We start from the raw sequence: 23,507 nt of genomic DNA on the forward strand, positions 1-23,507 counted from the left end.
CTAGCTTCCTAGTTTGCTTTTTGATTTTCATTGAGTATAAAATACAAGAAATACCTCGATTTTGAAGTCGAGGTATCTTTTTTTACATTTGGACAATCTTGCGATAACTTCTTGAAGTAATCATGAAAATCAGCACATAGGCGATGAGGAAGATAGCGCAGATAGACAAGGTCACAATCAACATCATATTCGTATCTATTACACCAATCACTTTTAGAATCAGACTAAGCATATGGTAGGCAAAGGCTAGATGTAGGAAGGCAAAAAGCAAAGGAAGGAAGAAAACAGTTAAAACCTGTTTGTTGATGGTTTGCTTGATTTGCTTTTGATCTAAACCGACTTTCTGCAAGATAATAAAGCGCTCACGGTCTTCATATCCTTCAGAAATTTGTTTGTAGTAGATGACCAGAACGGTTCCGACCATAAAGATAATGGATAGGAAAATACCAATAAAGAAGACACCACCAAAGAGGGCACTCATTTGAGCACTAGCATCTGCTAGATTGCTACCATACACATAGCTACCTTCAGTGTTTAATTGAGCATTAAACTGATTAAGGTAGTTTTCATATTCTTCAGCTACCTTGAGTTGTTCTTCTTCACTGATATTTACATTCATACCACCGTAAAGCTGATTATAGATAGCCGAATCTGGAAATTGATCCAAAAAGGCTTGTAAATTAGGTACAACAAGGTAATTGTAATCAGTAGTAAAAATATTAAACTGATTTGGGACATGGTTGACAATAAAATCTTTATTAAATTCTTCTTTGACAGAAAATTGATGATCATTTAGAGTTAGTACTTTCTGTCCTTTCAGTCCGTCATTTTTGGCAAAGAGACCGACCTCATTTCCTGATAGAGAAAGTTTTTGACCAGTCATATTTTCATAATCTTTTTGGTCAAATACCATGAAAACTGTTTTTGGTTGGACACGGTTTTGTCCTTTTTCAAAAATAGTTAACTTGGTTCCTTCTTGATTTGCAATACCAAAGTTACTGTAACGAAGAACTTCTTTCTCTTTGACACTATAACCTTTGTCACTTGCAAACTGGCTCAAGAGTTTGTCCAAATCTTCTTTTTCAACATTTTTTCCAGTAATTCCAAAGTCATGCGGATTTAGAACTTTTTTTAAGGATTCTGCGGAATTGAAAATGCTTGTCGCTGCTGACATGGTTACCAAAACCATTGTTGACAAGATAGCGATAGTTGCTAGTCCAACCGCATTTTTCTTCATACGGAAAATCAAGTTGGAAACAGATATGAGGTTATTAGGTTGGTAATAGTATTTCTTGTTTTTCTTTAAGATTTGGAGGAAGACTGTAATCCCTGCATTGAACAAAAGATAAGTACCAAAGATAACCAGCAAAACAGCTATGAAGAAGGTTGTTAAGGCTGTAAGAGGATCTTTTACCGTAAGGGCAAGATAATAACCAATCCCTAAACTTATGGAACCAAGAATCGTTTGGAGAGGTAGGAAACGACCTTTTTTCTCTCCACTAGCTTTCTCACGAGAGAGCTGGAGGGCATTCATACGGGCGATTCGAAGAGCATTCAGGAACATGAGACCTATGAAAATCAAACCGAAGACAACAAGTACTGTAATGACAACTTTCATCTGGAAGGTAGCGACTAGTTCTACCTTTAATTTCATCAGTTTGAGTAGGAAAGCGAAAATCAACTTGTCAAACAAGGATCCAATACCGATTCCTGCTCCAACAGTTAGAATCCCAAATAGCACTAACTCCTTAAAGGTCATACTGATAAGATGACGCTTCTCCAAGCCCAACATGCCATAAATTCCCAGTTCCTTGGAACGGTTTTTCATAACAAAACTATTGGCATAGAGGACGATAATGGCTGACGCAAGTGTGACGACAAACATACCAAATCCAAGAGTAGCTTGAATGGTTGTCCCTCCACGGATTTCCGAAATCTTGGGATTGAAGGTTAGAGAGTAAAAAAGATAGGTGACAGTGACTGCCAAGAGAACAGCCAGCGCAAAAGGATAGTAGAGTTTGCGGTTTTTAATCAAGTTCGATACCGCTAACTTATTGGTTAATCGAAACATACTAATTCACCTCGCTTGCCATGACAGTCAAGGTATCAGAAATTTCTTGGAACATCTGACGCTCTGTCTTCTCTCCACGGTAGATTTGATTGTAAAGAATGCCGTCTTTGATAAAGAGCACGCGTTTAGCTCTGCTGGCTGCTGCTGTTGAGTGGGTTACCATGAGAATGGTTTGGCCGCGCTCATTGATTTCATCAAAGACATCAAGTAAGGCTGCAGATGACTTGGAGTCAAGAGCTCCTGTTGGCTCGTCCGCAAGGAGAATTTCAGGTTCAGTGATGATGGCGCGAGCTACTGCTACACGCTGTTTTTGCCCACCTGAAATCTCGTAAGGGTATTTCTCTTGCAATTGGTTGATACCTAGATTCTCAGCAGTCACCACCAATTTCTTCATCATCTCCGTAATGGGTCTTCTTGACAAGACAAGCGGAAGCAAGATATTATCTTTTACAGAGAGAGTATCTAACAAATTAAAGTCTTGGAAGACAAATCCTAGCTTTTCACGACGGAAACTAGAGGCCTGTGAATTTTTAATGGTTGCGGTGTCAGTTCCATTCAAGTAAACCTGCCCACGAGTTGGTTTATCCAGCATAGCTAGAATATTGAGAAGAGTTGATTTACCAGAACCAGACTCACCCATGATGGCAACGTAGTCACCTTTTTCCACGGTAAAGTGAATATCCTTGAGGGCCTCTACTTGGTTGCCCTGAAAACGAGTTTTATAAATTTTTTGAACGTGTTTTACATCTAAAAGTGTCATGAGAATCTCCTTTCTTAATATCCCATCAAATGAAATGTTGCTTGCATCATAGCGCATCCCAGCTGAACGCGCTCGATTTCTTTGTGGCTTGGTTTTCTTGTTTTCTTCTGTAAGATTTGTTTCATGATGTTACTCCTTTGTTCTTTATGAGTCTAGTTTACATCAAAAAAAGACCTCTTGCCATAACCTAACCTTACAAAAGAGACTTTAATCTTACATTTTTGTAAGATTGGGGGAATGTAAGCAAAATTACTTAGAAAATAATTTGATTTTCTATTTTTAAAATTTTAAAATATAAGTGTGAAAAGGCTTACTTTGGAAAGGAGGAAGCGGGAACTATCATTTGAGTAAGCTTACCTAGATAACATACCATTAAATTGAACACTTGTAAGTCGTTCTAAGTATCAGGAAAGAAGGTGCGCTTTAATGAAACACAAAGAACATATACTCATCGGACTTCTCTATCTGCTCTCTCCATTCATCGGTCAGCTCTTAGTTGAAAAAAACATACTTTATCGGTACACAATTTACAGCTACAGCTTATGCTATTTGCTGGCTATCAGTTGTTATCAGCATCCATCATTTATCAAAAACAGTTTTCTCTCAGTAGCAAAACAAAGATTAAAAAACTGAGTTTAAATTACTGCTTTTAGTTTGTGGATGAAGCTGGCGAAATATTATTAAAAGTAAAAAAGCTTTAAATCAAGCAGTTTAGACTATTGATTTAAAGCTTTTTTCTTATTTCAAATCTTTTGAAGAACCTCACCAAAACCATCCATCATTTTCTTCAATAGCTTGGGCTTCTTTTCGTTTGCGTGGGCCTGTTCCATACATTTCTGCTTCAATTTCTTCCTTGGTAGGCATGATAGAAGCTAGGATGATATAGATAATCACGCCAAGTCCAAAATTTGCGACTGTAAAAATGGCAAACAAAAAACGTACAAGGGTAACATCAAAGTTCCACTTGTCTGACAGACCTGCCAAAACTCCTGAAATCATGCGATTTCGTCTCATTTTATAAAATTTACTGTTCATGATATTTCCTCTTTCTGCTAGGTTAGACATAGTATATCACGGGTAGGCTCGGCTTTCATCAGTCCTCAGGCTGATTTACTAGTAGCAATTTACCTCTACAAAGTCCACAGCGATAGCGTTTGGTATCAATTCTTCGCTTGCGCTGATACCTTTGCTGGCAGGATTGGCAACGATAGAGCTTGATTGGCTTGGAGTTACTATTGGGCAAGGATGGTACAAAGCGTAATCCATCCACTGCTTTCAAAAGGTCCTTAAAATCCCGATCCTTGTGTTGATAGCCCTTTCCTTGAAAATAGAGGTGATAGTGACAGAGTTCATGGCGAACAATTTTCCTAAAAACGTCTAAACCCAGTTCCTGATAAACCTTAGGATTAAAATCCAAATGCCCATCTTTGGGGAAAAATCGCCCACCTGTCGAACGTAGACGCCTATTCCACTGGACATGATGGATAAAAGGTCTGCCGAAGTCTTCTAGTGAAACCTGCTTAACGTAATCAGTCAGTTTCATTTGGAGCGAGGAGCGACAGATTGACTTTTTCACGTTCAGTATCGATTTTCTTAACCCAAACTGTTACCAAATCTCCGACGGACACCACTTGGCTTGGGTGTTTGATAAATTTGCGACTCATATGGGAAATATGAATCAGACCGTCCTCATGAATCCCGATATCAACGAAGGCACCGAAGTCAACGACATTACGCACCACACCTTCTAGCTTCTGTCCGACCACAAGGTCCTTAATATCTAGGACATCTTGGCGAAGCACAGGTGCATCAAAGGAATCACGGAAATCTCGACCTGGTTTGAGAAGATCTGCAATGATATCTTTAAGGGTTTCTGGACCAAGGCCTAGCTCTGGCGCCATTTCCTTGACTGAAAGCGACTTGAGTTTGCCTTGGGCTTGTTCGTTTAAGTCTTTAATATCTAAACGTTTGAAGAGTTCCTTAATGGCAGCGTAATTTTCTGGGTGAACTCCTGTATTATCAAGGATATTGCTACTTTCAGGAATACGAAGGAAACCAGCTGCCTGTTCAAAGGCTTTGGCACCCAGACGAGGAACTTTCTTGATTTGGGCGCGTGAAGTGATTTTTCCTTCTTCCTCGCGGTATTTGACAATATTTTCAGAAATGGTTTTATTGAGTCCAGCCACGTGAGAAAGAAGAGCTGGGCTGGCCGTATTAATATTAACACCGACTTGGTTCACCACCGTATCCACGACAAAGTCCAAACTTTCAGACAGCTTCTTCTGGCTGACATCGTGCTGGTACTGACCAACGCCAATTGATTTAGGATCGATTTTGACCAATTCAGCAAGGGGATCTTGCAAACGACGGGCGATAGAAATAGCAGAGCGTTTTTCAACAGTCAAGTCTGGAAACTCCTGACGAGCAAGTTCGCTGGCAGAGTAGACCGAGGCACCACTTTCATTGACGATAACATAGCTGACTTCTGGAAAATCTTTAAGAACTTCCGCCACAAAGGCTTCACTTTCCCGACTGGCAGTTCCATTTCCGATGGCAATAATCTCTACACCGTATTGACCAATCAAATCTGCCAGCTTTTTCTTAGCTTCTTCGATTTGACGAGCAGAGGCTGGTTTGACAGGATAAATGACCTGAGTTGTCAGCATTTTTCCTGTTGCATCCACGACAGCCAGCTTGGCACCTGTACGAAAGGCTGGGTCAAATCCAAGAACCACGCGCCCTTTCAGTGGAGCAACCAAGAGGAGATTGCGTAGGTTGTCAGAAAAGAGTTGGATAGCCCCTTCTTCTGCTTTTTCAGTCAATTCTGTCCGAATACGACGTTCGATAGCAGGCAAGACCTTTTTCTTAACCGACTGCTGAACTACTTCATCTATATAGGCATTTTTTACCTTGAAACGAGTTGCAAAGAAGGAAAGAATTCGGTCCGTCGCATGTTCAAAACCGATCTTTAAGACACCAAGTTTCTCCCCACGATTGAGGGCCAAGGTACGATAGCCTTGCATAGTTCCAACTGTCTCAGAAAAATCATAATAAATCTGAAAAACATGTTTTTCATCAAGACTTTCATCCTTGACTTGAGAAGTAAGTTTGGAGTGTCTCAGCACCTCCTGATAAGTCATGGAACGCAAGGTCACATCTTCCGATAAGGCTTCAACCAAGATATCAACTGCACCAGCTAAAGCTTCCTTACCAGTCACAAATCCTTCACAGACAAACTTCTCAGCTTCTTTCTCTAAGTCAGCTACATTCTGCAAAATCAGGCGAGCAAGAGGAAAGAGTCCAGCTTCACGGGCAATGATTGCCTTGGTCCGACGTTTTTCCTTGTATGGAAGATAGAGTTCTTCTACGTCTGCTAATTTTTCGGCAGCTAAGATAGCTTCTTCCAATTCCTTGGTCAACTTACCTTGCTCTTGAATCTTAGCCAAAACAACTTCTTTACGGTCGTTGAGATTGGTCAGACTTTTATCCAAGTCAATAATGGCCTTAATCGCCACCTCATCCAGACTACCAGTCATGTCCTTGCGATAACGCGCGATAAAGGGAATAGTCGCCCCTTCAGCTGTCAAACTTAGAACAGTATCAATTTGCTTTAGCGTCACTCCCAAATCCTGGGAGATTTTTTCATATTTTTTATCCATGAATCTATTATACCACAAGCTGGAAGGCTTGCTCCAATCCTTTTCATACTCAATGAAAATCAAAAAGCAAACTAGGAAGATAGCCGCAGGCTGCTCAAAATACTGTTTTGAGGTTNNGTCAGTCACATATATACGGCAAGGCGAAGCTGACGTGGTTTGAAGAGATTTTCGAAGAGTATCAACTATCGAAAACAAATTAAAAAACTCCCTTTTCCTCAAAATAATAGTATAATAGAGGTAGAATTTAGAATCGAGGTATACCTATGGCTGTAAAATTTACAAAACGAGACGACTTGGACAAGATGTTTGAAGAGTTTGCTAAACTCCCAGATTTGAAGCAAGTTACTTTCCCTGATGACAAAGAGAAAAAAGCCAAAACAGAAAAGAAAAACTAGATGACTACTTTCCAACAACTCCCATCTAGTGTACTTCAAACTGGAGCTATTTTTCTCTCTATAATTATTGAAGCACTCCCTTTCGTTCTGATAGGAAGTATTGTCTCTGGGCTGATTGAGGTTTATATCACACCTGACAAGGTTTATCATTTTCTCCCTCGAAATCGTTGGGGAAGAATCTTTTTTGGCACTTTCGTCGGGATGCTTTTCCCCTCTTGTGAATGTGGGATTGTCCCCATTATCAATCGTTTTCTGGAAAAAAAGGTTCCCAGTTACACGGCCGTTCCCTTTCTTGTGACAGCACCTGTTATCAATCCCATTGTTCTCTTTGCGACCTATTCTGCCTTTGGCAACTCCTTCCATATCGCCCTGTTACGAGCTCTGGGTTCCATCGTTGTGGCTGTAATACTAGGAATTTTTCTAGGATTTTTCTGGCAAGAACCAATTCAGAAAGAAAATCGTCTGGCCTGTCATGAGCATGATTTTTCTCACTTAAATCCTGTAAAAAAAGGTTTTCAGGTCTTTGTGCAAGCCATTGATGAGTTTTTTGATACGGGGCGTTATTTGGTATTTGGCTGTCTCTTTGCTTCTATAATACAGGTCTATGTTCCGACACGGATTCTGACCTCTATCAGTGCGACCCCTCTTTTTGCCATCCTGCTCTTAATGCTTTTGGCCTTTCTTCTTTCTCTCTGTAGTGAGGCGGATGCCTTTATCGGTGCTTCTCTTCTTTCGAGTTTCGGATTGGCACCAGTTATGGCCTTTCTGGTTATTGGCCCAATGCTGGATATTAAAAATATTCTCATGATGAAAAATTACTTGAAAGCACGATTTATCAGTCACTTCATAACGATTGTAACTCTTGTCGTCTTAGTCTATTCTCTCTTGATTGGAGTCATCCTATGATTCGATTTTTAGTTTTAGCTGGCTATTTTGAACTGACTATTTACCTCCATTTGTCAGGCAAATTAAACCAGTACATCAACATGCACTATTCCTATCTGGCCTATATCTCCATGGTGCTTTCCTTTATTTTGGCAATTGTTCAACTGTATATCTGGATGAAGCAAGTCAAAACCCACAGTCATCTGAACAGCCGATTGGCCAAGATGACGAGTATTTCTCTTCTGGCTATTCCACTTGTCATCGGCTTAACTTTCCCAACTGTTAGCTTGGATTCTCAGACCGTTTCTGCCAAAGGCTATCATTTCCCCCTATCGGAAGGAACGGATCTGGCCATTCAGACAAGCGAAGGGACAACAAGCCAATATTTGAAACCAGATACCAGTTCTTATTTTTCAAAATCAGCCTATGAAAAGGAAATGCGAACGGCGGCGGATAAATACTTGTCCCAGGATAGCATTCAGATCACGAATGAGAACTATATGGAAGTCATGGAGGCTATCTATGACTATCCAGATGAGTTTGAGGGCAAGACGGTCCAATTCACAGGCTTTGTCTATAATGACCCCAGTCATGCCAATAGTCAATTTCTGTTCCGCTTCGGCATTATTCACTGTATCGCAGATTCTGGTGTCTATGGATTACTGACCAAGGGAAATACCCGTCAATATGAAAATAATACTTGGATAACAGCCAAAGGAAAACTGGTCAATCACTACCATAAAGAACTCAAACAAAACCTTCCAACCTTGGAAATCGAAAGCTTTACCAAAGTCGATAAACCAGAAAATCCCTATGTTTATCGAGCTTTTTAAAAAGCAAACCAAGTTCATAAAAAACTCTAAGCAGGAAGAGCCTGCTAACTCGTGACAGAAAAAGAAGTTTAGCTTATAATGAAGATGAACAATACCAATCCGTGGTGTTTAATAGGGCTTTTCCTAGCCTGTTTAAAAAACTGGATGAACAAGAGTCATGAGAAAACTCAAATATGCTTGGAGCATGAAAACATATTACTAGTAGCCTCTTGTTCTATTGTTCAAATAGTTAACAGGAGGTTTTTATAATGGAAGCTATGATCGAAACGTGTTGTGGTATTGATGTCCATCCAAAATCCATTGTTTGTTGTATTCTAGATGGTTCACTAGATAGCAATAAACCAAAGAAAATTCAGAAGAAATTTGGAACAACTACTGTAGCTCTTCACAATGCTTTAGATTGGATGGTATAGATGCTTAGTTTTAAACAAGCATCTATAATAAAGCTATGGCATATAGTACAGATTTTAAACAAGGAGCCTTAGATTACATCAAAGAGGACACAGCCATGTCGAGGCGGTCAAAGTTTTTGATGTAGGCGTCAGAACTTTCTTCACGTGGGAAAAGAAAGACGTGAACAAGGACACTTAGAGCGGAAAAAGTGAGTCGTCAAAAAGCGGGAAATCCCTTTAGAGGAGTTGAAAGTCTTTGTAAAGGCTCATCCAGACGCTTTTTAACGGGAAATTGCGGCACATTTTGATTGTGCTGTTCCTTCAGTATGGACAGCTTTAAAGCAATTCATATCACTTTTAAAAAAAAAGACAACTAGCTCTAAGGAACAAGATCCAGAGAAAGTCGCTGAGTTTCTTGATATTTTGGATAACCTAAAAGATTTACCAGTCGTATATATTGACGAAACGGGAAACGACCGCTAGCTCTATCGTCCTTATGCACGGGCTCCTAGAAGGGAGAAAGTCTATAACAAGATTAGCGGACGGCGTTTTGAGCTGACTTCAATTGTTGCAGGACAAGTAGACGGAGAGTTTATAGCTCCCATGATTTACAAGGAAAGTATGACGAGAGACTTCTTTGTGGAGTGGTTCAAAACGCAGCTCTTGCCTGCTTTGAAGACACCTCACGTCATTGTCATGGACAATGCTAGTTTTCATCCCAAGCATATCTTGGATGAACTTTACATTAAAGATAAACACTTTTTCTTACCTCTACCAGCTTATTCACCAGATTTGAATCCTATTGAGCAAGCTTGGGCTATCTTGAAAAAGAAAGTGACGGATTTATTAAGGAAAGTCCCAAATATTTTTGAATATTTGAAGTGCTTTTTTAAAACTAAATGACTATAATACGAGGGATTTGATGATTTTTCTTGACGATAGAAGACTCAACGACCATCATTTTAGAGCATATATTTATAGTGGATTGAACATAGAATAGTATACCCATAATTCTAAAACCTGTATAGAAATTAATTTGAATTCACTAATCTTTTTGTTCACATCTTATTTCAATTCACTATATAACTCAATTTCATAATAAAAACACCTCAAAAGTTAGATTTTCTAGCTCTAACTTTTGAGGTGCAGCCCATTTATGTATGATAGTCTTTTGGTATTATTTCATCTATCCTTGTCAAAAGAAAGAATATTCATTATGAATTTGGGTCATCAAGACTACGGCCATGTAACCCTTTTTCACGTTGGGCTTGGCGTAGTTTTTCTGGTGTAACATCGTTCCCTTCTTCGTCTACAATTTTGATTCCCTCAATGTGGTGACGAACAGTGCGACGATAACCTTCGATGTACTCCTCACGTAGTTTGGCTTGTTCTACTTTTTCTTCTGGGGTCAAGCCTTCTGTTTTTTTCTTTTTGGCAAGCTCGTTAATACGAGCAATTTTTTTCGGATCCATTTCTTCTCCTTTATGATAAGATAAACTCCGTTTGACTGAGTTTATTTAGTATTGATTTGGTTAAAACGAGCAAGCTTAGCTGCTTTTTGAGTTAAATGAGACAAGATTGCCAAACGATTTTGACGGACAGCCTGATCTTCGGCCATAACCATAGTATTTTCAAAGAAAGCATCAATAACTGGACTAAGCGCAAAGAGCTGTTTCAATTGTTGACTTGCAGTCCCTGACAAAACAAGTGATTCTACTGCTTCTGCCAAGGCTTTCTCTTCTTCATTTTCAAAGAGAGCTGAATCAACTGTAGCAACCCCTTCTGCCTTCTCAGCCAAGTTAAAGGCACGAGAGAGGGATTCGACAGATGGTTTGAAGTCTTCTTCCTTGCTTGCTTCTACGAGAGCACTTGCTGCTTCCAACATATCCGCCACAACAAAGTTTGATCCTGCAAGAACGGCTTCCTTAATGTCTTTTGGAGTAGAGCCCATCATCTTATCGACACGAGCCTTGATAAAGTCCATAACCTCTGTCTTATTTTCATAAGTCAAGCTGTCAAATTTCAAAGCATAAAGGCTATCAATCAACTCATCCATAGCAATATGCCAACCAAAGGCATCCAAGATACGAACCACACCTTGAGTTGCACGACGAAGGGCATAAGGGTCATTAGAACCTGATGGAATCAAGCCTACTGAGAAGAAACTCAAAATCGTATCCAATTTGTCTGCAATGGCTAGAACTGCACCGACCTTGCTCTCTGGAAGTTCTCCTTCAGCTGATGTAGGCATGTAGTGCTCACGAATAGCAGCTGCCACTGCTGGAGTTTCTCCAGCAAGAAGGGCATATTTTTCCCCCATAATTCCTTGGAGTTCGTCAAATTCACCAACCATACCTGTTAACAAGTCAAACTTGTAAATGGCTGCTGCACGGGCTAGGTCAATCGTTTCATTCGCTGACAAGCCTGCTTTTTCTGCCAAGAGAATAGCAATCTGACCCGTACGAATCATGTGTTCACGAAGGGAACCAATTTTCTCATGGAAAGTCACATTGTTTAATTTTTCAACAAGATCTGAAATGACCAATTTTTGGTCTTCACGCCAGAAGAATTCTCCGTCTTCCAAACGAGCTACCAAGACTTTTTCATTTCCTTTAATGACATTTTCCAAATGCTCTGCGTTTCCGTTACGGACTGAAATGAAATTTGGCAAGAGTTTGCCGTTTTGATCACGAACAACAAAGTAACGTTGGTGTTCTTTCATCGAAGTCACCAAAACTTCTTCTGGAACTTCAAGGTATTTGGCATCAAAACTTCCCATAAAGGCAGTTGGGTATTCAACCAAGTTCAAGACTTCATTCAGCAAGTCCGCATCAATTTCGATATGTACACCATTCTCAGCTTCGATTGCTTTGATTTGGTCAACAATCATTTGCTCACGTTCACGAGGATCCGCGATTACAAACTGCTTACGAAGGTCTTCTTCGTAGCTCAATGCTGACTGAATCTTAGTTTCTTGTCCCAAGAAACGATGACCACGGCTGACACGATCTCCCTTGATATCAAGGAAATCCAAATCAAACTCTTCTTCATCTAAAAGAACAGTTAAAGTGTGAACAGGGCGGATATATTCAAAGGTGTTGTTAGCCCAGTGCATGCTGACAGGGAAAGTCAAGGACTTCAAGACATCTACAACACCAGGAACAATGGCTTCAACTGCTTGACCAATTTCTTCCTTAGTGACATAGACATATTCTTCACCCTTAATTTCACGAAATTCGATATCTTCAACAGTCAAGCCTTTTCCTCGGACAAATCCTTGAGCTGCTTTGGTGAAATTTCCATCTCTATCCAAGGCAATTTTCTTTGCTGGCCCCTTAAAATCTTCTGTCAAATCAGACTGTTTGTCTGCAAGACCAGTTACACGAACAGCCAAACGACGTGGTGTTGAGAAGGTTTGAACAGCTTCAAAAGACAGGCGGTTTTCCTTGAGGAAGGCTGCCATTTTTTCGCCTAGTTGTTTTTCACTTGGCGTAACAACATAGGCTGGTAATTCTTCAAGACCGAGTTCTACTAATAAGTTTTTTGTCATGTTTTTTCTCCGAAAAGTATCTTTTTATTTTCCAGTTTGCCTTATGTGATGGGCACGCAAGCAACCAACTTCGTTGTTTCATTGCTAAAATTGGAGCCAAAAGTCTCCAATTTTGCCTAGTATCCTTAGTTTCACTAAGGATACCTTCATCACTGCGGCAACTGGCTCAGGGCTCACTCTGTTCGCCCATTTTCGTAATTTGTCATTCTCTTTATTCTGCGTCTTCTGCTAAGAGTTTAGCTCGTGTTTCTTCATCCAAAAGTGGGTAGCCTAGGCGTTTACGTTCTGCGACAAAGGTTTTGGCTACGACGCGGGCCAAGTTACGGATACGAGCGATATAGCCTGCACGCTCTGTTACAGATACTGCACCACGCGCATCAAGCAGGTTAAAGGTATGTGAACATTTGAGAACATAGTCATAGGCAGGGTGCACCAATCCTTCTTCCAAAGCACGACCAGCTTCTTTTTCAAACTTATCAAAGTTTTCAAGCAACATTTCTTGATCCGAAATTTCAAATGAATATTTTGAATGCTCGTACTCAGGCTGGATGAAGATTTCTCCGTATTTTACACCATCAGCCCATTCGATATCATAGACAGAATCTACTTCTTGAATGTAAGAAGCCAAGCGTTCCAAACCATAGGTAACTTCCGCAGTCACAGGGCCAGTTGCCAATCCACCAACTTGTTGGAAATAAGTGAACTGAGTGATTTCCATACCGTCAAGCCAAACTTCCCAACCAAGACCAGCTGAACCAGTTGATGGGTTTTCCCAGTTGTCCTCAACGAAACGAATATCGTGTTCCAAAGGATTGATTCCCAATTTTTCCAAAGACTCAAGGTAAAGTTCTTGGATGTTTGATGGAGATGGCTTCATGACCACCTGGAATTGGTGGTGTTGGTAAAGACGGTTAGGATTTTCTCCGTAACGACCGTCAGCAGGACGACGTGATGGCTCTACATAAGCTGCATTCCATGGCTCAGGACCAATAGCACGAAGGAAAGTGTAAGGACTCATTGTCCCCGCACCTTTTTCATTATCATAAGCCTGCATAAGCATACAACCTTGGTCATTCCAAAATTGTTGCAAAGTCAAAATAATTTCTTGAAATGTTAATTTTTTAGACATTGTTTACTCCTTTTTATATAGATTACTTGCGACACGAGTCTGCCTCGTCGATCATACGAGGCAAGACGAGTTAGTACTGCGTCTAGCTCAGGCACTCTAGTGCTGAGCGTGGGGTAGCCCGACTGTAAGGAGGTCTCTGCCACTGACGCAGTGGAAAGTCAATTTTTTAGACATTGTTTACTCCTTTAGTTTTTATATTTCTTTTTCAATTAACTTCTGCTGAACAAACCAATTTAACAAGGGAAGAGTTTTATCTGTATTTGCCCATAAATGATAAGAATCGAAGACCTCTTGTACACTACCTAGATTTTCTACCAACTTATCTACTGTCAAAAAACTGCGCCAGTATTCGTAAAAAATACTTGCATAATTCTTATCATAAGTCGAAGAACCAAAATCATTCAATGAATGCCAACCATATTTCTTCTGAAAAAGTTCTACAAGAGACTGATTACAAATTTTTTCCGCTTGAAATTCCTCTTCTGTCAAGAAATACTTGCGACTAATATATTCAACCATCCCCTCTTCGAACCAGATATAAGAGTCGTAACCATCAAAATCATCTAAAAAATGCTCCGACCAATGAGCTAGCTCATGTCCTACAATCTGTAAGAGAAAATTTTCATTTTCAGATAAAGAATGATAGTGACTTTCTATTGCTTGAGTTTGCTCAGAACACTCGTAGTCCATCAACTGATACAAATACAACTCTTTCCAAACAGCTAAATCAGGCGTCATAACCATTCGTCTATTATTTGTATAGGCTGGAACAGCGCTTTCCCTAATAATCTGTGTAGCAGCATTAAAATCTGACCAAATAACGGCTTGCGGTAAATCACAGACTGCAAGTTCATTCTTTAAAAAAGATTGATAATCTTTCAACTTTTCAGTATTTCTTACTACAAAATCACGAAATGCAGCTAGTTGACTATCGTCTTTTACAAGATATAGGTTTTCCACGTCTCTCCTTTCTTTCACACAATAGACTGAATAAGCAAAAGAACCGCGTCTGACAATCCTAGGTTGATTTAACCTAGGGGCGTCAGAAACGCGGTTCCACCCTAATTTATTACTTCATTGTTTTTAAAATACGACAGAAAGCGCCAGCTCATTATCTTGCCCTACTTGGCTCCCACTATCCCAAGCTCGCTTGAAGAACGCCATAAGACTTTCTTTCCTGCTGACTATTATATCAAAAATTAGAACAATGTACAATTCTTTTTATGATTTTCTAAAAATCCACATCATCAACTCGTGGAGCACCCGACTGAACCGCTATGGTTTTTAAGGTTTCTCGCTCCTCATGACTCAATTCGATTCCAAAGCAATCAAGATTAGCCTGAATACGAGAGGCTGTGACAGATTTTGGAAGTGGTAAAAATCCTTCTGCCAAGCTCCAGGCTAAGGCTATCTGGGCAACTGATTTTCCGTGATTTACCGCGATTTCTTGCACTTGCTTGCTATCAAACAGTTCTCCCTGACCAAAAGGGCCCCAAGCTTCCAATAAGATTCCTTTTTGTCGACAGTAATCTACGACTTCCTCTTGATACACACCTGGAGCCAAACGAACTTGATTGACCGCTGGAAGAATTTTTGCTGTTTCAAGCAAGGCATCCAAATGATGGGGAAGGAAATTACTAACTCCGATAGCACGGATTTTACCTTCTAGGTAAAGATCCTCCATCGCTCTCCAAACTTCTGAATTTCGGATTTTCCAGTGGTTATTTTCTCTGAGTGGTTTTGGATTTGGCCAATGAATCAAATACAGATCCAAATAATCCAAGCCCAGTTTCTCTAAAGACTCTTCAAAAGCCTGACGAGTTTGCTCATAGTTGTGATTTGTATTCCAGAGTTTACTGGTTACAAAAATTTCCTCACGCGGAACGCCACTATCTTGAATGGCACGACCAACGCTTTCTTCATTTTTATAAATAGCTGCCGTATCGATATGGCGATAGCCTGCCTTTAAAGCCTCTAGGACAGCTTGATAAGCAATCTCTCCATTTTCAGCTTTCCAGGTTCCAAATCCTAGAACTGGAATTTCTACTCCATTATTTAATTGATAGGTATTCATATGCTTCTCCTTCTATTTTATACTCTTCGAAAATCTCTTCAAACCACGTCAACGTCGCCTTGCCGTAGATATGGTTACTAACTTCGTCAGTTCTATCTGCAACCTCAAAACAATGTTTTGAGCAACCTGGGGCTAGTTTCCTAGTTTGCTCTTTGATTTTCATTGAGTATTATTCATTAATTATAGCATAAAACATTTTTTAAGTAGTACTATCTTTTGTAAAAAATAAGTCTATCACATATCTGACAGACCTATTTTTTATTGCTTATTCATCACGACTATAATACAGCTCATGAGGTTTTAGGCGAGTATTGAGCATCTCTGGTATGGTCACAAAGGTATAACCTTGATTTTTCAAATACTCAATGACCCTTGGCAAAGCATTGACTGTCGGACTGTGAATATCATGCATCAAAACGATAGAGCCGTTAGCTACTTGATGCTGAATTTCCGTCAAAATAGCCGCTTCATTTTTACTCTTCCAGTCCAGACTATCCACATCCCACATGATAAAGCTCAAATCGAGGCTATTGCGAATATCATCTGTAATGGCTCCATAAGGCGGACGCATGAGTTTGGAACTAGAACCCAGCACTTTAGTTAGCACATCCTCAGTATCAGTAATCTGCTTTTTAGCTTCATCAAGAGAGAGTTGCGAGAGAATCGGATGGCTCCAACTATGGTTTCCAACAACATGACCTTCAGATTTTATCCTCTTCACCAAGTCCTCATTCCCAGAAACATTTTTCCCAAGCACAAAGAAAGTGGCTTTAATACCATATTTAGCTAGAGTCTCTAATGCCTGTGGGGTCGTTGCTGGATTTGGACCATCATCAAAGGTTAGAGCGACAACTTTTTGATGTTTCTTATCAAAGTAAGACTGGTACAAGGCCGCATCTTTTTCGAGTAAGTACGAAGATTGGATAACATCAAAGAAAGCAGATACTGGCAAGGCTATCTCTTCTAAATTTTCAACCACAGAACTTGGATAAAGGATAATCTGACTATCCTTGTAATCAAAATTCCATGCAGATAAGTCTTGGTCAGAGAAGCTTTTTACAATCTGATTACTCTGGTCTTGCTCTATTTTCTTATCCTCTAGGACGGAGGTCAATTCTTTTATCAGCTGTTCCTTAGCCTTACTAGCATCTGAAAACAGTTTGTCAAGTGTAAAAGGTTGCCCATCTTCTGTTAAGTGAACCTTTCCTAGACTGGTCTTTTCAGTCTCTTCAACCTTAAAAGCAACTAAATCATAGATTTGTTTGGTCACATTACGATTGACGACTCCCTTTAAACCTGACTCTTCTTGCTCTGTATAGTAGAAAACAAGATTGTCCTTACTTTCTAGCTTGTCCTTAACATCTTGATTTATCAGCTCCTTAGCAGACGAAATCACTTGCTCCCCTTGGAGAGGATAATAGGCAATCACTTCGGTTTGTCCCTTACGAAAATGCTCCCTCTGATTTCCCTCACTCAATTGATCGTCTTTCTCTTTTTTGAGCGATTCAATCTTTTGCTCAAAACTTTTTTGCTGATACATTTTAAAAGCAATAAATCCGCCTAATAAGCAAATAGAAATTGCTAAAATACCAATCAAAGCCAATAATACATGTCTCTTTTTCCCGTGTCTGCCACGTCCCAGTCTACTTTTATTCATATTTATATCATAACAAATTTGAGCAATAATTTCAATGATTTTGGAGCGAAGCGTATATTAAAAAAGATCCTCAGTAAAAAATAACCGATTTCATTGCTGAGAATCGGCTTTCTAATGTATTTAATTAAGAAATATTATTACATAATAAAAATTATGTAAACAGAGTTTATAACAGTAAATCTTTGACTTTCCCAATTTCACTTTTTGGAATAACTAGGTGAATCATATCTCCGAGATACATTCTGGTTGAACCATTAACTGTTTGGCTCTTGCCATTATGGACTTGGGTGGTGATGAGTACGTTATGTGGTAGGTTAAGTTCATGTACTTGTTTTCCTGCTATTTTATCTGAAATAGGGATTTCAATAAGTGTGACTTCTCCTTCATCTGTGGCTTCTTCTGGTAGCATTTTTTCCAACATAGCCTCATAGACTGGCGCACCTTTGAGAAGATCCATAATGATGTAGGCAACTAGGGTCACAAGTCCGAGTGGCATGAGATTGCGAATATCTCCTACCATTTCGGTTACCAGAATCATAGCAGTTAAGGGAGCCTTGGATATTGCTCCAAAATAGCCACTCATTCCCAGAATAACAAATATAGGGAATTGCTCTTGACTGACAAGTCCAAGATTGACACAGATAACACCAACTAGGGCACCAAGTAAGGAACCGAGAGCCAAAATAGGTAGGAAAATTCCTCCTGGAAGACCACTTCCATAACTAATCATGCTCCAGATAAAGCGAATTAAAAAGTAAGCTAATAGAACTTGAAAACTAAAATCTTGCTCAGTTAAGGAAAGAACCAGCTGATTTCCACCTCCAAGAATCTGGGGTAAGAAGATGCCGACTGGTAGGATGAGAATAAAAGCAAGAATTGGATAATATGCTCTATCCAAACGGATTTTTTGACCAATCAAGTCATAAACTCGACCAACATTGAGTACAGCTTTCTCATAGAGAAAACCAGAAAATCCTAGAAAAATTCCCATGACGAGATAAATCCAATACTGGTCTAGGGTCATGAGCGGGATATTATCTGGCATATCCAGTACGGGTGTTAGGCCAAATATGAGTAAAGAGATAAAGTTTGCTACGATGCTGGCTGCTAGAGTTGAGACCCAGAAAAAGCGTGAAAAGTGATGATAGACTTCTTCTACCACAAAGAGAAGTCCTGCTATTGGTGCATTAAAGGCTGCGGCTAATCCTGCTGCAGCTCCACTGGCAATCAAGGAACGTTCCTCCACTGGACTGGATTTGAGCCATTTGGCAATACCTTTACCACCGACTGCTCCAAGTTGGATACTGGGCCCTTCACGCCCCAGCATGAGTCCACTGGCAATAGCTAGAATTCCTAGAATATATTTTTTCCAGAGAACACCCCACCAGTTGAGGGTCATGAGACCTTTCAATTCGGCTTCGACTTGGGGAATTCCTGAGCCTTTGATATCTTTTTCAGAGCGTGTCAGTTTGGCACTGAGCCAGCAGATGATTAGATAAAACAGGGCGATAATAAATAAATTAACAAATAGGCGCCCTTGATCTTGATAAAGTCCTTGTATCAGGTGGAAGCCTTTTTCAATTAAGAAACGAAAGGATCCGACGATAATTCCAACGATGAGGCCGACAATGATTCCTCGACCAACTTGGGATAGTATAGTGCTGGATGCAAAGGCGAATTCTTTCTTAGAACGGACTATTTCCGATTGTTCCTCCATGGTATTTCCTTTCAATTAACTTTCTTTTTTACCTAAAACCAGTGATTTAACGGGTTCAAAGCTGGTTCGGTGAATTGGGGTAACTCCTAGTTTTTCTAGTCCTTCTAGGTGTTTAGCAGTTCCATAACCTGCATTAGTAGCGAAATCATAGCCAGGAAACTGCTGATCGTAGTCCTTCATCAATTTATCACGGGTTACCTTGGCTACTATGGAAGCTGCTGCGATCGAGAGGGAATTAGAATCTCCTTTGATGATGGAGGTTTGTGAAATGGGCAACTCCAGTTTCATGGCATCTATCAAAAGGTGCTCAGGTTGAGGACTGAGCTGGGAGATTGCTTCCTGCATGGCTAGTTTGGTTGCTTCATAGATATTGACTTGGTCGATGACCTGATTATCCATGATACCAATACCGATTGATAGGGCTTGGTCTTGAACTGCTTGGAAAATCTCCAGATGTTTCTTTTTAGGAATTTTCTTGCTGTCGTTGAGACCTTTAATCTTACAATTTTTAGGTAAAATAACGGTTGCAGCGACTACAGGACCAGCAAGAGGACCCCGGCCGACCTCATCAACACCTGCAATTAAGGTCAATCCTTGCTTATAAAGTTCTTTTTCATAAGAAAGCATGGATTCCAAACGCAAATTTTCATCCAATTCAGCTTGAATGGCCTTTTTACGCTTGCTGATTTCCTTTTGAACTCCAGAGCGACCATCTTTTTCAAGTTCTAAAAAAACAGGGCTATCTAGATTCTTGACTGTAGCAAGGAGTTCTTTGATTTCTTTAATCGTCACTATCGAGGTCATCCAATGTATCTAAGGTATAGTTACCGAGTTTGCCGTCGCGGACTTCCTTCACGAAGAGACTGTAAAAGCGGTCATAGTCATCACGAAAACCGAAGGCACGTGTCATGTCCATAATAATCACAGGCGCTTCTTCTTCAATTTTCATTTGCTTGAAGCGTTCGGCTAGCTTTTCTGGATAATGTTCTTTGAAATAATTGAGGCCAAAAATAGTTACCTCATCCATAGGAAGCAACTGGTCTTTAATAGCTCCAGTCAAGGCTAGTTTAAGAGCAACAGTTTCATCTTCAAACTTAGGCCAGAGAATCCCCGGCGTATCCAAGATTTCCAAGTCTTTATTTGTTTTGAGCCATTGTTGCCCCTTGGTAACACCTGGTTTATTGCCGACAACGGCAATTTTCTTACCAGCCAAACGGTTCATAAGAGTTGATTTACCAGCGTTTGGAATCCCGATAATCATGGTACGCAAGGTTTCAATCTGAATCCCACGTTCTTTCTGGCGAGCAATCTTATCAGCCATGAGCTTCTTGGCCGCATCTGTTACAATTTTTACAGTCACTTGCTCTTTGGAGTTGATAGCCAGCGTCTGAATTCCCTGTGATTCAAAATGCTGACGCCATTCCTTGGTCATTGCTGGATCAGCCAAGTCCGCCTTGTTTAAAATCAAGAGTTTTGGTTTGTCACCAACAATCTTGGTCAACATAGGATTTTGACTAGATAGCGGTAAACGTGCATCCACCAAAATCGTCACAAAATCAACAAATTTTAAATTTTCCTGCACCTGTCGACGCGCCTTAGACATGTGACCAGGAAACCATTGAATAGTAGCCATTGAGTTTTTTTCCTTTCGTAGCAAGGGTTTAGATACCCTATTTTATTTTACTATCGTTTGAACATAAAGGGTTCTCAAATGAATGATGTTCAAACAGTTTTTTGTTTTATGACATAGAAATCTACTTTATATTATATCATGCCTTCTCTATTTTGTCCGATGATAGCCCTTTAAGCGCCCTGAATAGAAAAAGCGACTCTATAATATTTGTAGTGGGTAAATCCCCTATGGATATTATGGAGTCTATTTTGTGTAGAAAAAGTTCCATAGAAAAAATCATATGGAATCATTACTTTTTATCACAAAACCACTCGATATCAAAGAATCAAATATCAAAAAAGAAAGGACGAAATGTGTCCTTTCTAGATCTTAGCTTTCCTTCAACCCACTACAGTTGACAAAGAACTAAAATTAATTTGATATTCCTAATCAATTTGTTCATATCTTATTCCAAAAACTATATATTAACTATGACAATTTATTCAATGACCCAGTGAGAATAAGAGAGCCACTCATTAATTAGACTAGCGATTTCTTTAGGTGCTTGAGTATAAAGCTCATGACCAAAGTTCTCTAGAAGAATAGTATCAAAATAGTATGGCAATTCTTTTAGGGCGTCCTCTCTCCATGTAGTTTCATTAAGATAGCGAGGACTAATAAACAAGGTATCTCCCACTTCTCTCTTAAAAGCTTGTATTTTCCTCCGTAGGCGGAGGATCGCTTCTATATTTTCATAATTTATAGCCAACTCATATCTATTATACTCAACATTCCAGTGATAGGACTGCCTTACGGCTTTCTCCATATTTTCTGACCAATGCTTTGCTTCAGATTTTTCTTTAGAAATAAGAAGATTTAAGTCCGAGACGACTTGAGATTCAATATAATTTTTAGTTTCCTCTAACTCTGTATCTAAAAGTAAAATCTTATCTAAATCTAGATAGCCACCATCCAAAAGAATCAGTTTTGTCACTTCATAAAATTCCGATGCGAGATAACGAGCTAAATCTCCTCCAAGAGAATGGCCTATCAGACAGATAGATTCTTCCTCTACAATCTCATTTTTAAACCATGATTTCAATTCTGTTTCATCTCGAAAATGCTTTTCATATGGATTTAGAAAATAGACCTGCGAATCTAGTTCTTGAAGAAAATCCTTGCTATGATAGACATTGCTTCCCAAACCGCCAATAAAATATTTTTTCATTCCCTACTTAATACTATGCTTATTCATCTTTTGTTCAAAGATCGTCGTGATAATTTGACGCAATTCTTCGCGTTCTTTTTCTGGGATTTCACCACTTGTTTGAGCTGCAGCGTAGAGTTCAGGGTATTCAATTGAAATGCGTTTAATCGTACGTGTTGTAGCATGTTTTCTGACGAAAAATGGGATTTGCTTAATCAAGTCTTGTGGGACAAGCGCAAGAATCTTCTCAGCAGTTTCCTTGTCACTAATCTTAGACGTCGTCAGCCCCTTCTTAATCATTTCCTGTTCTTTTTCTGTAAAATCTTTTAATTCCATTCGATTAGTCCTCCTATTTTCTCTAAGTTAAATTATATACCAATCTGGATAAAACTACAAATGGACTGTCTGGAAATAGGTGCAATACTGTAAAGAAGATTCTGTTCTTTAATTATAAATCTTCCTCCTCAGTCACTTCCCATACTTCTGATTGATAGCCTTCCCCATCAATATCGTATCTTTGAATATAACCTATAAATCTTTCATTTTTTCCTGGTTTTCGATTGTTAATTATCGTACTCACCCATATACCTATCAAGAATAAACATAAAATGCCTAATAGTATATCCATGTTAGATTACCTCTAGATATTAACCCACTTATCATTATCCATGATAAAAGGCTTAGCCAGTCCCTCGCCTGTATAATCCGCATACTTGGTGCCTAAATACTTGTAACAATCTTCCTTGCTGGCAAATTTAATAGCTTGGTAGGGCTCTTCGAAAGTCAATTTCTCTACAAATAAAAATCCATCATCAGCAGGCACTAAGACTCCAACGTGGCCTACAAACAGATACTCACCATCCAGATTGTCGTGCAAGACTACAGATAGCATTCGAGCTTTGTCGTTAAATTGAAACTGGGAGAAGAATGTTTCCATCTTTTCAGCGTGAACATTGACATCTGTAGTTGCCTCAGTTGGAACTCTCGAAAATAGAATATCAAACTCTTCCTTATCTTGTGAATCAAAGACCTTTCCCTTATCAATCGCATCATTATCTAGGAAAAGCAATTGGTCATTCTTTTCAAGCTTGGGAATGGTGACTGAATTTTTCAAAAGACAATAACTATTGATACGGCAGTTGGTCCCAACGAAATCGCCCTTCTTTTGATTCCAAAGGTTACTAATTTTCTCAACATCGTATTCGGTGTGAGTAAAGGAAGTAAAATCTCCCGATAAGCCAGTTGATCCGACAATGGTATTGTAATCATTAACGAGATTAAAAAATGCATCAACACTATTTGGATCCAAATGGGCTGATAAGAGAGATTTGACCTCTTCTGTACTTACCTGGTTGTTTAGGTTGGTGTATGAAGCTTTCCATGGCACTTTCGTTGAACTACTTTGCCTTTGACTCGTCCCATTCGAAATTGTAGCATCTTGTTGACAAGCAGCCAAGCCTAAAAACAAGGCTGAACAGAGTCCTAATGTGGCTAATTTTCTTGATTTCTTCATCTTTTTCTCCTTTTACAGGTTTAGTAACTAGCCTTATTATACTATATAAGTTG

Annotated in this window: 22 protein-coding genes and 2 pseudogenes; 6 read left to right on the forward strand and 18 right to left on the reverse strand. The window is 39.5% G+C overall.

Going from position 1 to position 23,507, the window contains the following annotated elements; translation table 11 throughout:
* Positions 1 to 82: 82 nt before the first annotated feature.
* On the reverse strand, positions 83 to 2,071 hold the full coding sequence (locus tag HT724_RS06140; protein WP_173276779.1) for an ABC transporter permease: 1,989 nt from the start codon (positions 2,069 to 2,071) through the stop codon (positions 83 to 85).
* A 1-nt stretch (position 2,072) separates the two neighbouring features.
* Positions 2,073 to 2,831 (reverse strand): ABC transporter ATP-binding protein, encoded by a 759-nt coding sequence (locus tag HT724_RS06145; protein ID WP_000173372.1) that lies wholly within the window; start codon positions 2,829 to 2,831, stop codon positions 2,073 to 2,075.
* A gap of 426 nt (positions 2,832 to 3,257) precedes the next feature.
* Between HT724_RS06145 and HT724_RS10235 the strand changes: the two are divergent.
* Positions 3,258 to 3,441, forward strand: a pseudogene (locus HT724_RS10235) (hypothetical protein).
* Positions 3,442 to 3,593: 152 nt separating this feature from the next.
* Here the strand turns inward: HT724_RS10235 and HT724_RS06150 are convergent.
* Genes HT724_RS06150 through HT724_RS06160 form a run of 3 tightly spaced genes read right to left on the reverse strand, consistent with a single transcriptional unit; the run spans position 3,594 to position 6,490 of the window.
* Positions 3,594 to 3,866, reverse strand: coding sequence for a PspC domain-containing protein (locus HT724_RS06150; protein WP_033685104.1), 273 nt, complete (start codon positions 3,864 to 3,866; stop codon positions 3,594 to 3,596).
* A gap of 58 nt (positions 3,867 to 3,924) precedes the next feature.
* On the reverse strand, positions 3,925 to 4,374 hold the full coding sequence (locus tag HT724_RS06155; protein ID WP_173276778.1) for a SprT family protein: 450 nt from the start codon (positions 4,372 to 4,374) through the stop codon (positions 3,925 to 3,927).
* Positions 4,361 to 6,490: a Tex family protein gene (locus HT724_RS06160; protein ID WP_173276777.1), complete on the reverse strand. Its 2,130-nt coding sequence runs from the start codon at positions 6,488 to 6,490 to the stop codon at positions 4,361 to 4,363. The genes HT724_RS06155 and HT724_RS06160 overlap by 14 nt, the downstream gene beginning before the upstream one ends.
* Positions 6,491 to 6,753: 263 nt before the next feature.
* Here HT724_RS06160 and HT724_RS10405 point away from each other — a divergent pair, with 263 nt between their 5' ends.
* The 5 genes and pseudogenes from HT724_RS10405 (at position 6,754) to HT724_RS10240 (ending at position 9,898) form a co-directional block, all read left to right on the forward strand.
* Positions 6,754 to 6,885 (forward strand): SPJ_0845 family protein, encoded by a 132-nt coding sequence (locus HT724_RS10405; RefSeq protein WP_049511209.1) that lies wholly within the window; start codon positions 6,754 to 6,756, stop codon positions 6,883 to 6,885.
* On the forward strand, positions 6,886 to 7,791 hold the full coding sequence (locus HT724_RS06165) for a permease (RefSeq protein WP_173276776.1): 906 nt from the start codon (positions 6,886 to 6,888) through the stop codon (positions 7,789 to 7,791).
* A complete protein-coding gene (locus tag HT724_RS06170; RefSeq protein ID WP_173212279.1) occupies positions 7,788 to 8,603 on the forward strand; it encodes a TIGR03943 family protein in 816 nt (271 codons plus the stop codon). The genes HT724_RS06165 and HT724_RS06170 overlap by 4 nt, the downstream gene beginning before the upstream one ends.
* 248 nt (positions 8,604 to 8,851) lie before the next feature.
* Positions 8,852 to 9,016 (forward strand): hypothetical protein, encoded by a 165-nt coding sequence (locus HT724_RS06175; protein WP_173227177.1) that lies wholly within the window; start codon positions 8,852 to 8,854, stop codon positions 9,014 to 9,016.
* A gap of 35 nt (positions 9,017 to 9,051) precedes the next feature.
* A pseudogene (locus tag HT724_RS10240) lies at positions 9,052 to 9,898 on the forward strand (IS630 family transposase).
* Between the two features lie 311 nt (positions 9,899 to 10,209).
* Here the strand turns inward: HT724_RS10240 and HT724_RS06185 are convergent.
* The 13 genes from HT724_RS06185 to HT724_RS06250 form a co-directional block, all read right to left on the reverse strand.
* Positions 10,210 to 10,467 (reverse strand): DUF896 family protein, encoded by a 258-nt coding sequence (locus HT724_RS06185; RefSeq protein WP_173253493.1) that lies wholly within the window; start codon positions 10,465 to 10,467, stop codon positions 10,210 to 10,212.
* 41 nt (positions 10,468 to 10,508) lie between these two features.
* Positions 10,509 to 12,545 (reverse strand): glycine--tRNA ligase subunit beta, encoded by a 2,037-nt coding sequence (glyS, locus tag HT724_RS06190; RefSeq protein ID WP_173276775.1) that lies wholly within the window; start codon positions 12,543 to 12,545, stop codon positions 10,509 to 10,511.
* Between the two features lie 211 nt (positions 12,546 to 12,756).
* Positions 12,757 to 13,674 carry a glycine--tRNA ligase subunit alpha gene (gene glyQ, locus HT724_RS06195; protein WP_000038736.1) on the reverse strand — a complete coding sequence of 306 codons (918 nt, stop codon included), beginning with the start codon at positions 13,672 to 13,674 and terminating at the stop codon, positions 12,757 to 12,759.
* A gap of 192 nt (positions 13,675 to 13,866) precedes the next feature.
* Complete coding sequence (locus HT724_RS06200) at positions 13,867 to 14,634, reverse strand: elongation factor Tu (RefSeq protein WP_173276774.1); 768 nt, start codon at positions 14,632 to 14,634, stop codon at positions 13,867 to 13,869.
* Between the two features lie 271 nt (positions 14,635 to 14,905).
* Complete coding sequence (locus tag HT724_RS06205) at positions 14,906 to 15,748, reverse strand: aldo/keto reductase (protein ID WP_173276773.1); 843 nt, start codon at positions 15,746 to 15,748, stop codon at positions 14,906 to 14,908.
* Positions 15,749 to 16,013: 265 nt separating this feature from the next.
* Positions 16,014 to 17,405 carry a peptidoglycan-N-acetylglucosamine deacetylase PgdA gene (pgdA, locus tag HT724_RS06215; protein WP_173276771.1) on the reverse strand — a complete coding sequence of 464 codons (1,392 nt, stop codon included), beginning with the start codon at positions 17,403 to 17,405 and terminating at the stop codon, positions 16,014 to 16,016.
* Positions 17,406 to 17,571: 166 nt separating this feature from the next.
* Complete coding sequence (locus HT724_RS06220; protein ID WP_173276770.1) at positions 17,572 to 19,122, reverse strand: ClC family H(+)/Cl(-) exchange transporter; 1,551 nt, start codon at positions 19,120 to 19,122, stop codon at positions 17,572 to 17,574.
* Positions 19,123 to 19,137: 15 nt separating this feature from the next.
* Positions 19,138 to 19,917, reverse strand: a complete 780-nt coding sequence (locus HT724_RS06225) for a ribonuclease HII (protein WP_173276794.1) — start codon at positions 19,915 to 19,917, stop codon at positions 19,138 to 19,140.
* Entirely contained in the window at positions 19,904 to 20,755 is an 852-nt protein-coding gene (ylqF, locus tag HT724_RS06230) for a ribosome biogenesis GTPase YlqF (RefSeq protein WP_173276769.1), read from the reverse strand. The genes HT724_RS06225 and ylqF overlap by 14 nt, the downstream gene beginning before the upstream one ends.
* Positions 20,756 to 21,233: 478 nt before the next feature.
* The gene (locus tag HT724_RS06235; protein ID WP_173276768.1) at positions 21,234 to 21,962 is read right to left on the reverse strand and encodes an alpha/beta hydrolase; all 729 of its coding nucleotides are present in this window, start codon (positions 21,960 to 21,962) and stop codon (positions 21,234 to 21,236) included.
* A gap of 3 nt (positions 21,963 to 21,965) precedes the next feature.
* Positions 21,966 to 22,277 carry a hypothetical protein gene (locus tag HT724_RS06240; protein ID WP_173276767.1) on the reverse strand — a complete coding sequence of 104 codons (312 nt, stop codon included), beginning with the start codon at positions 22,275 to 22,277 and terminating at the stop codon, positions 21,966 to 21,968.
* Positions 22,278 to 22,389: 112 nt separating this feature from the next.
* Positions 22,390 to 22,569, reverse strand: coding sequence for a hypothetical protein (locus tag HT724_RS06245; RefSeq protein ID WP_173276766.1), 180 nt, complete (start codon positions 22,567 to 22,569; stop codon positions 22,390 to 22,392).
* Positions 22,570 to 22,581: 12 nt separating this feature from the next.
* Entirely contained in the window at positions 22,582 to 23,454 is an 873-nt protein-coding gene (locus HT724_RS06250) for a DUF4300 family protein (protein WP_173276765.1), read from the reverse strand.
* Positions 23,455 to 23,507 lie beyond the last annotated feature (53 nt).

This window comes from Streptococcus sp. k-402 (genome assembly GCF_013277515.1).
Classification (GTDB): domain Bacteria; phylum Bacillota; class Bacilli; order Lactobacillales; family Streptococcaceae; genus Streptococcus.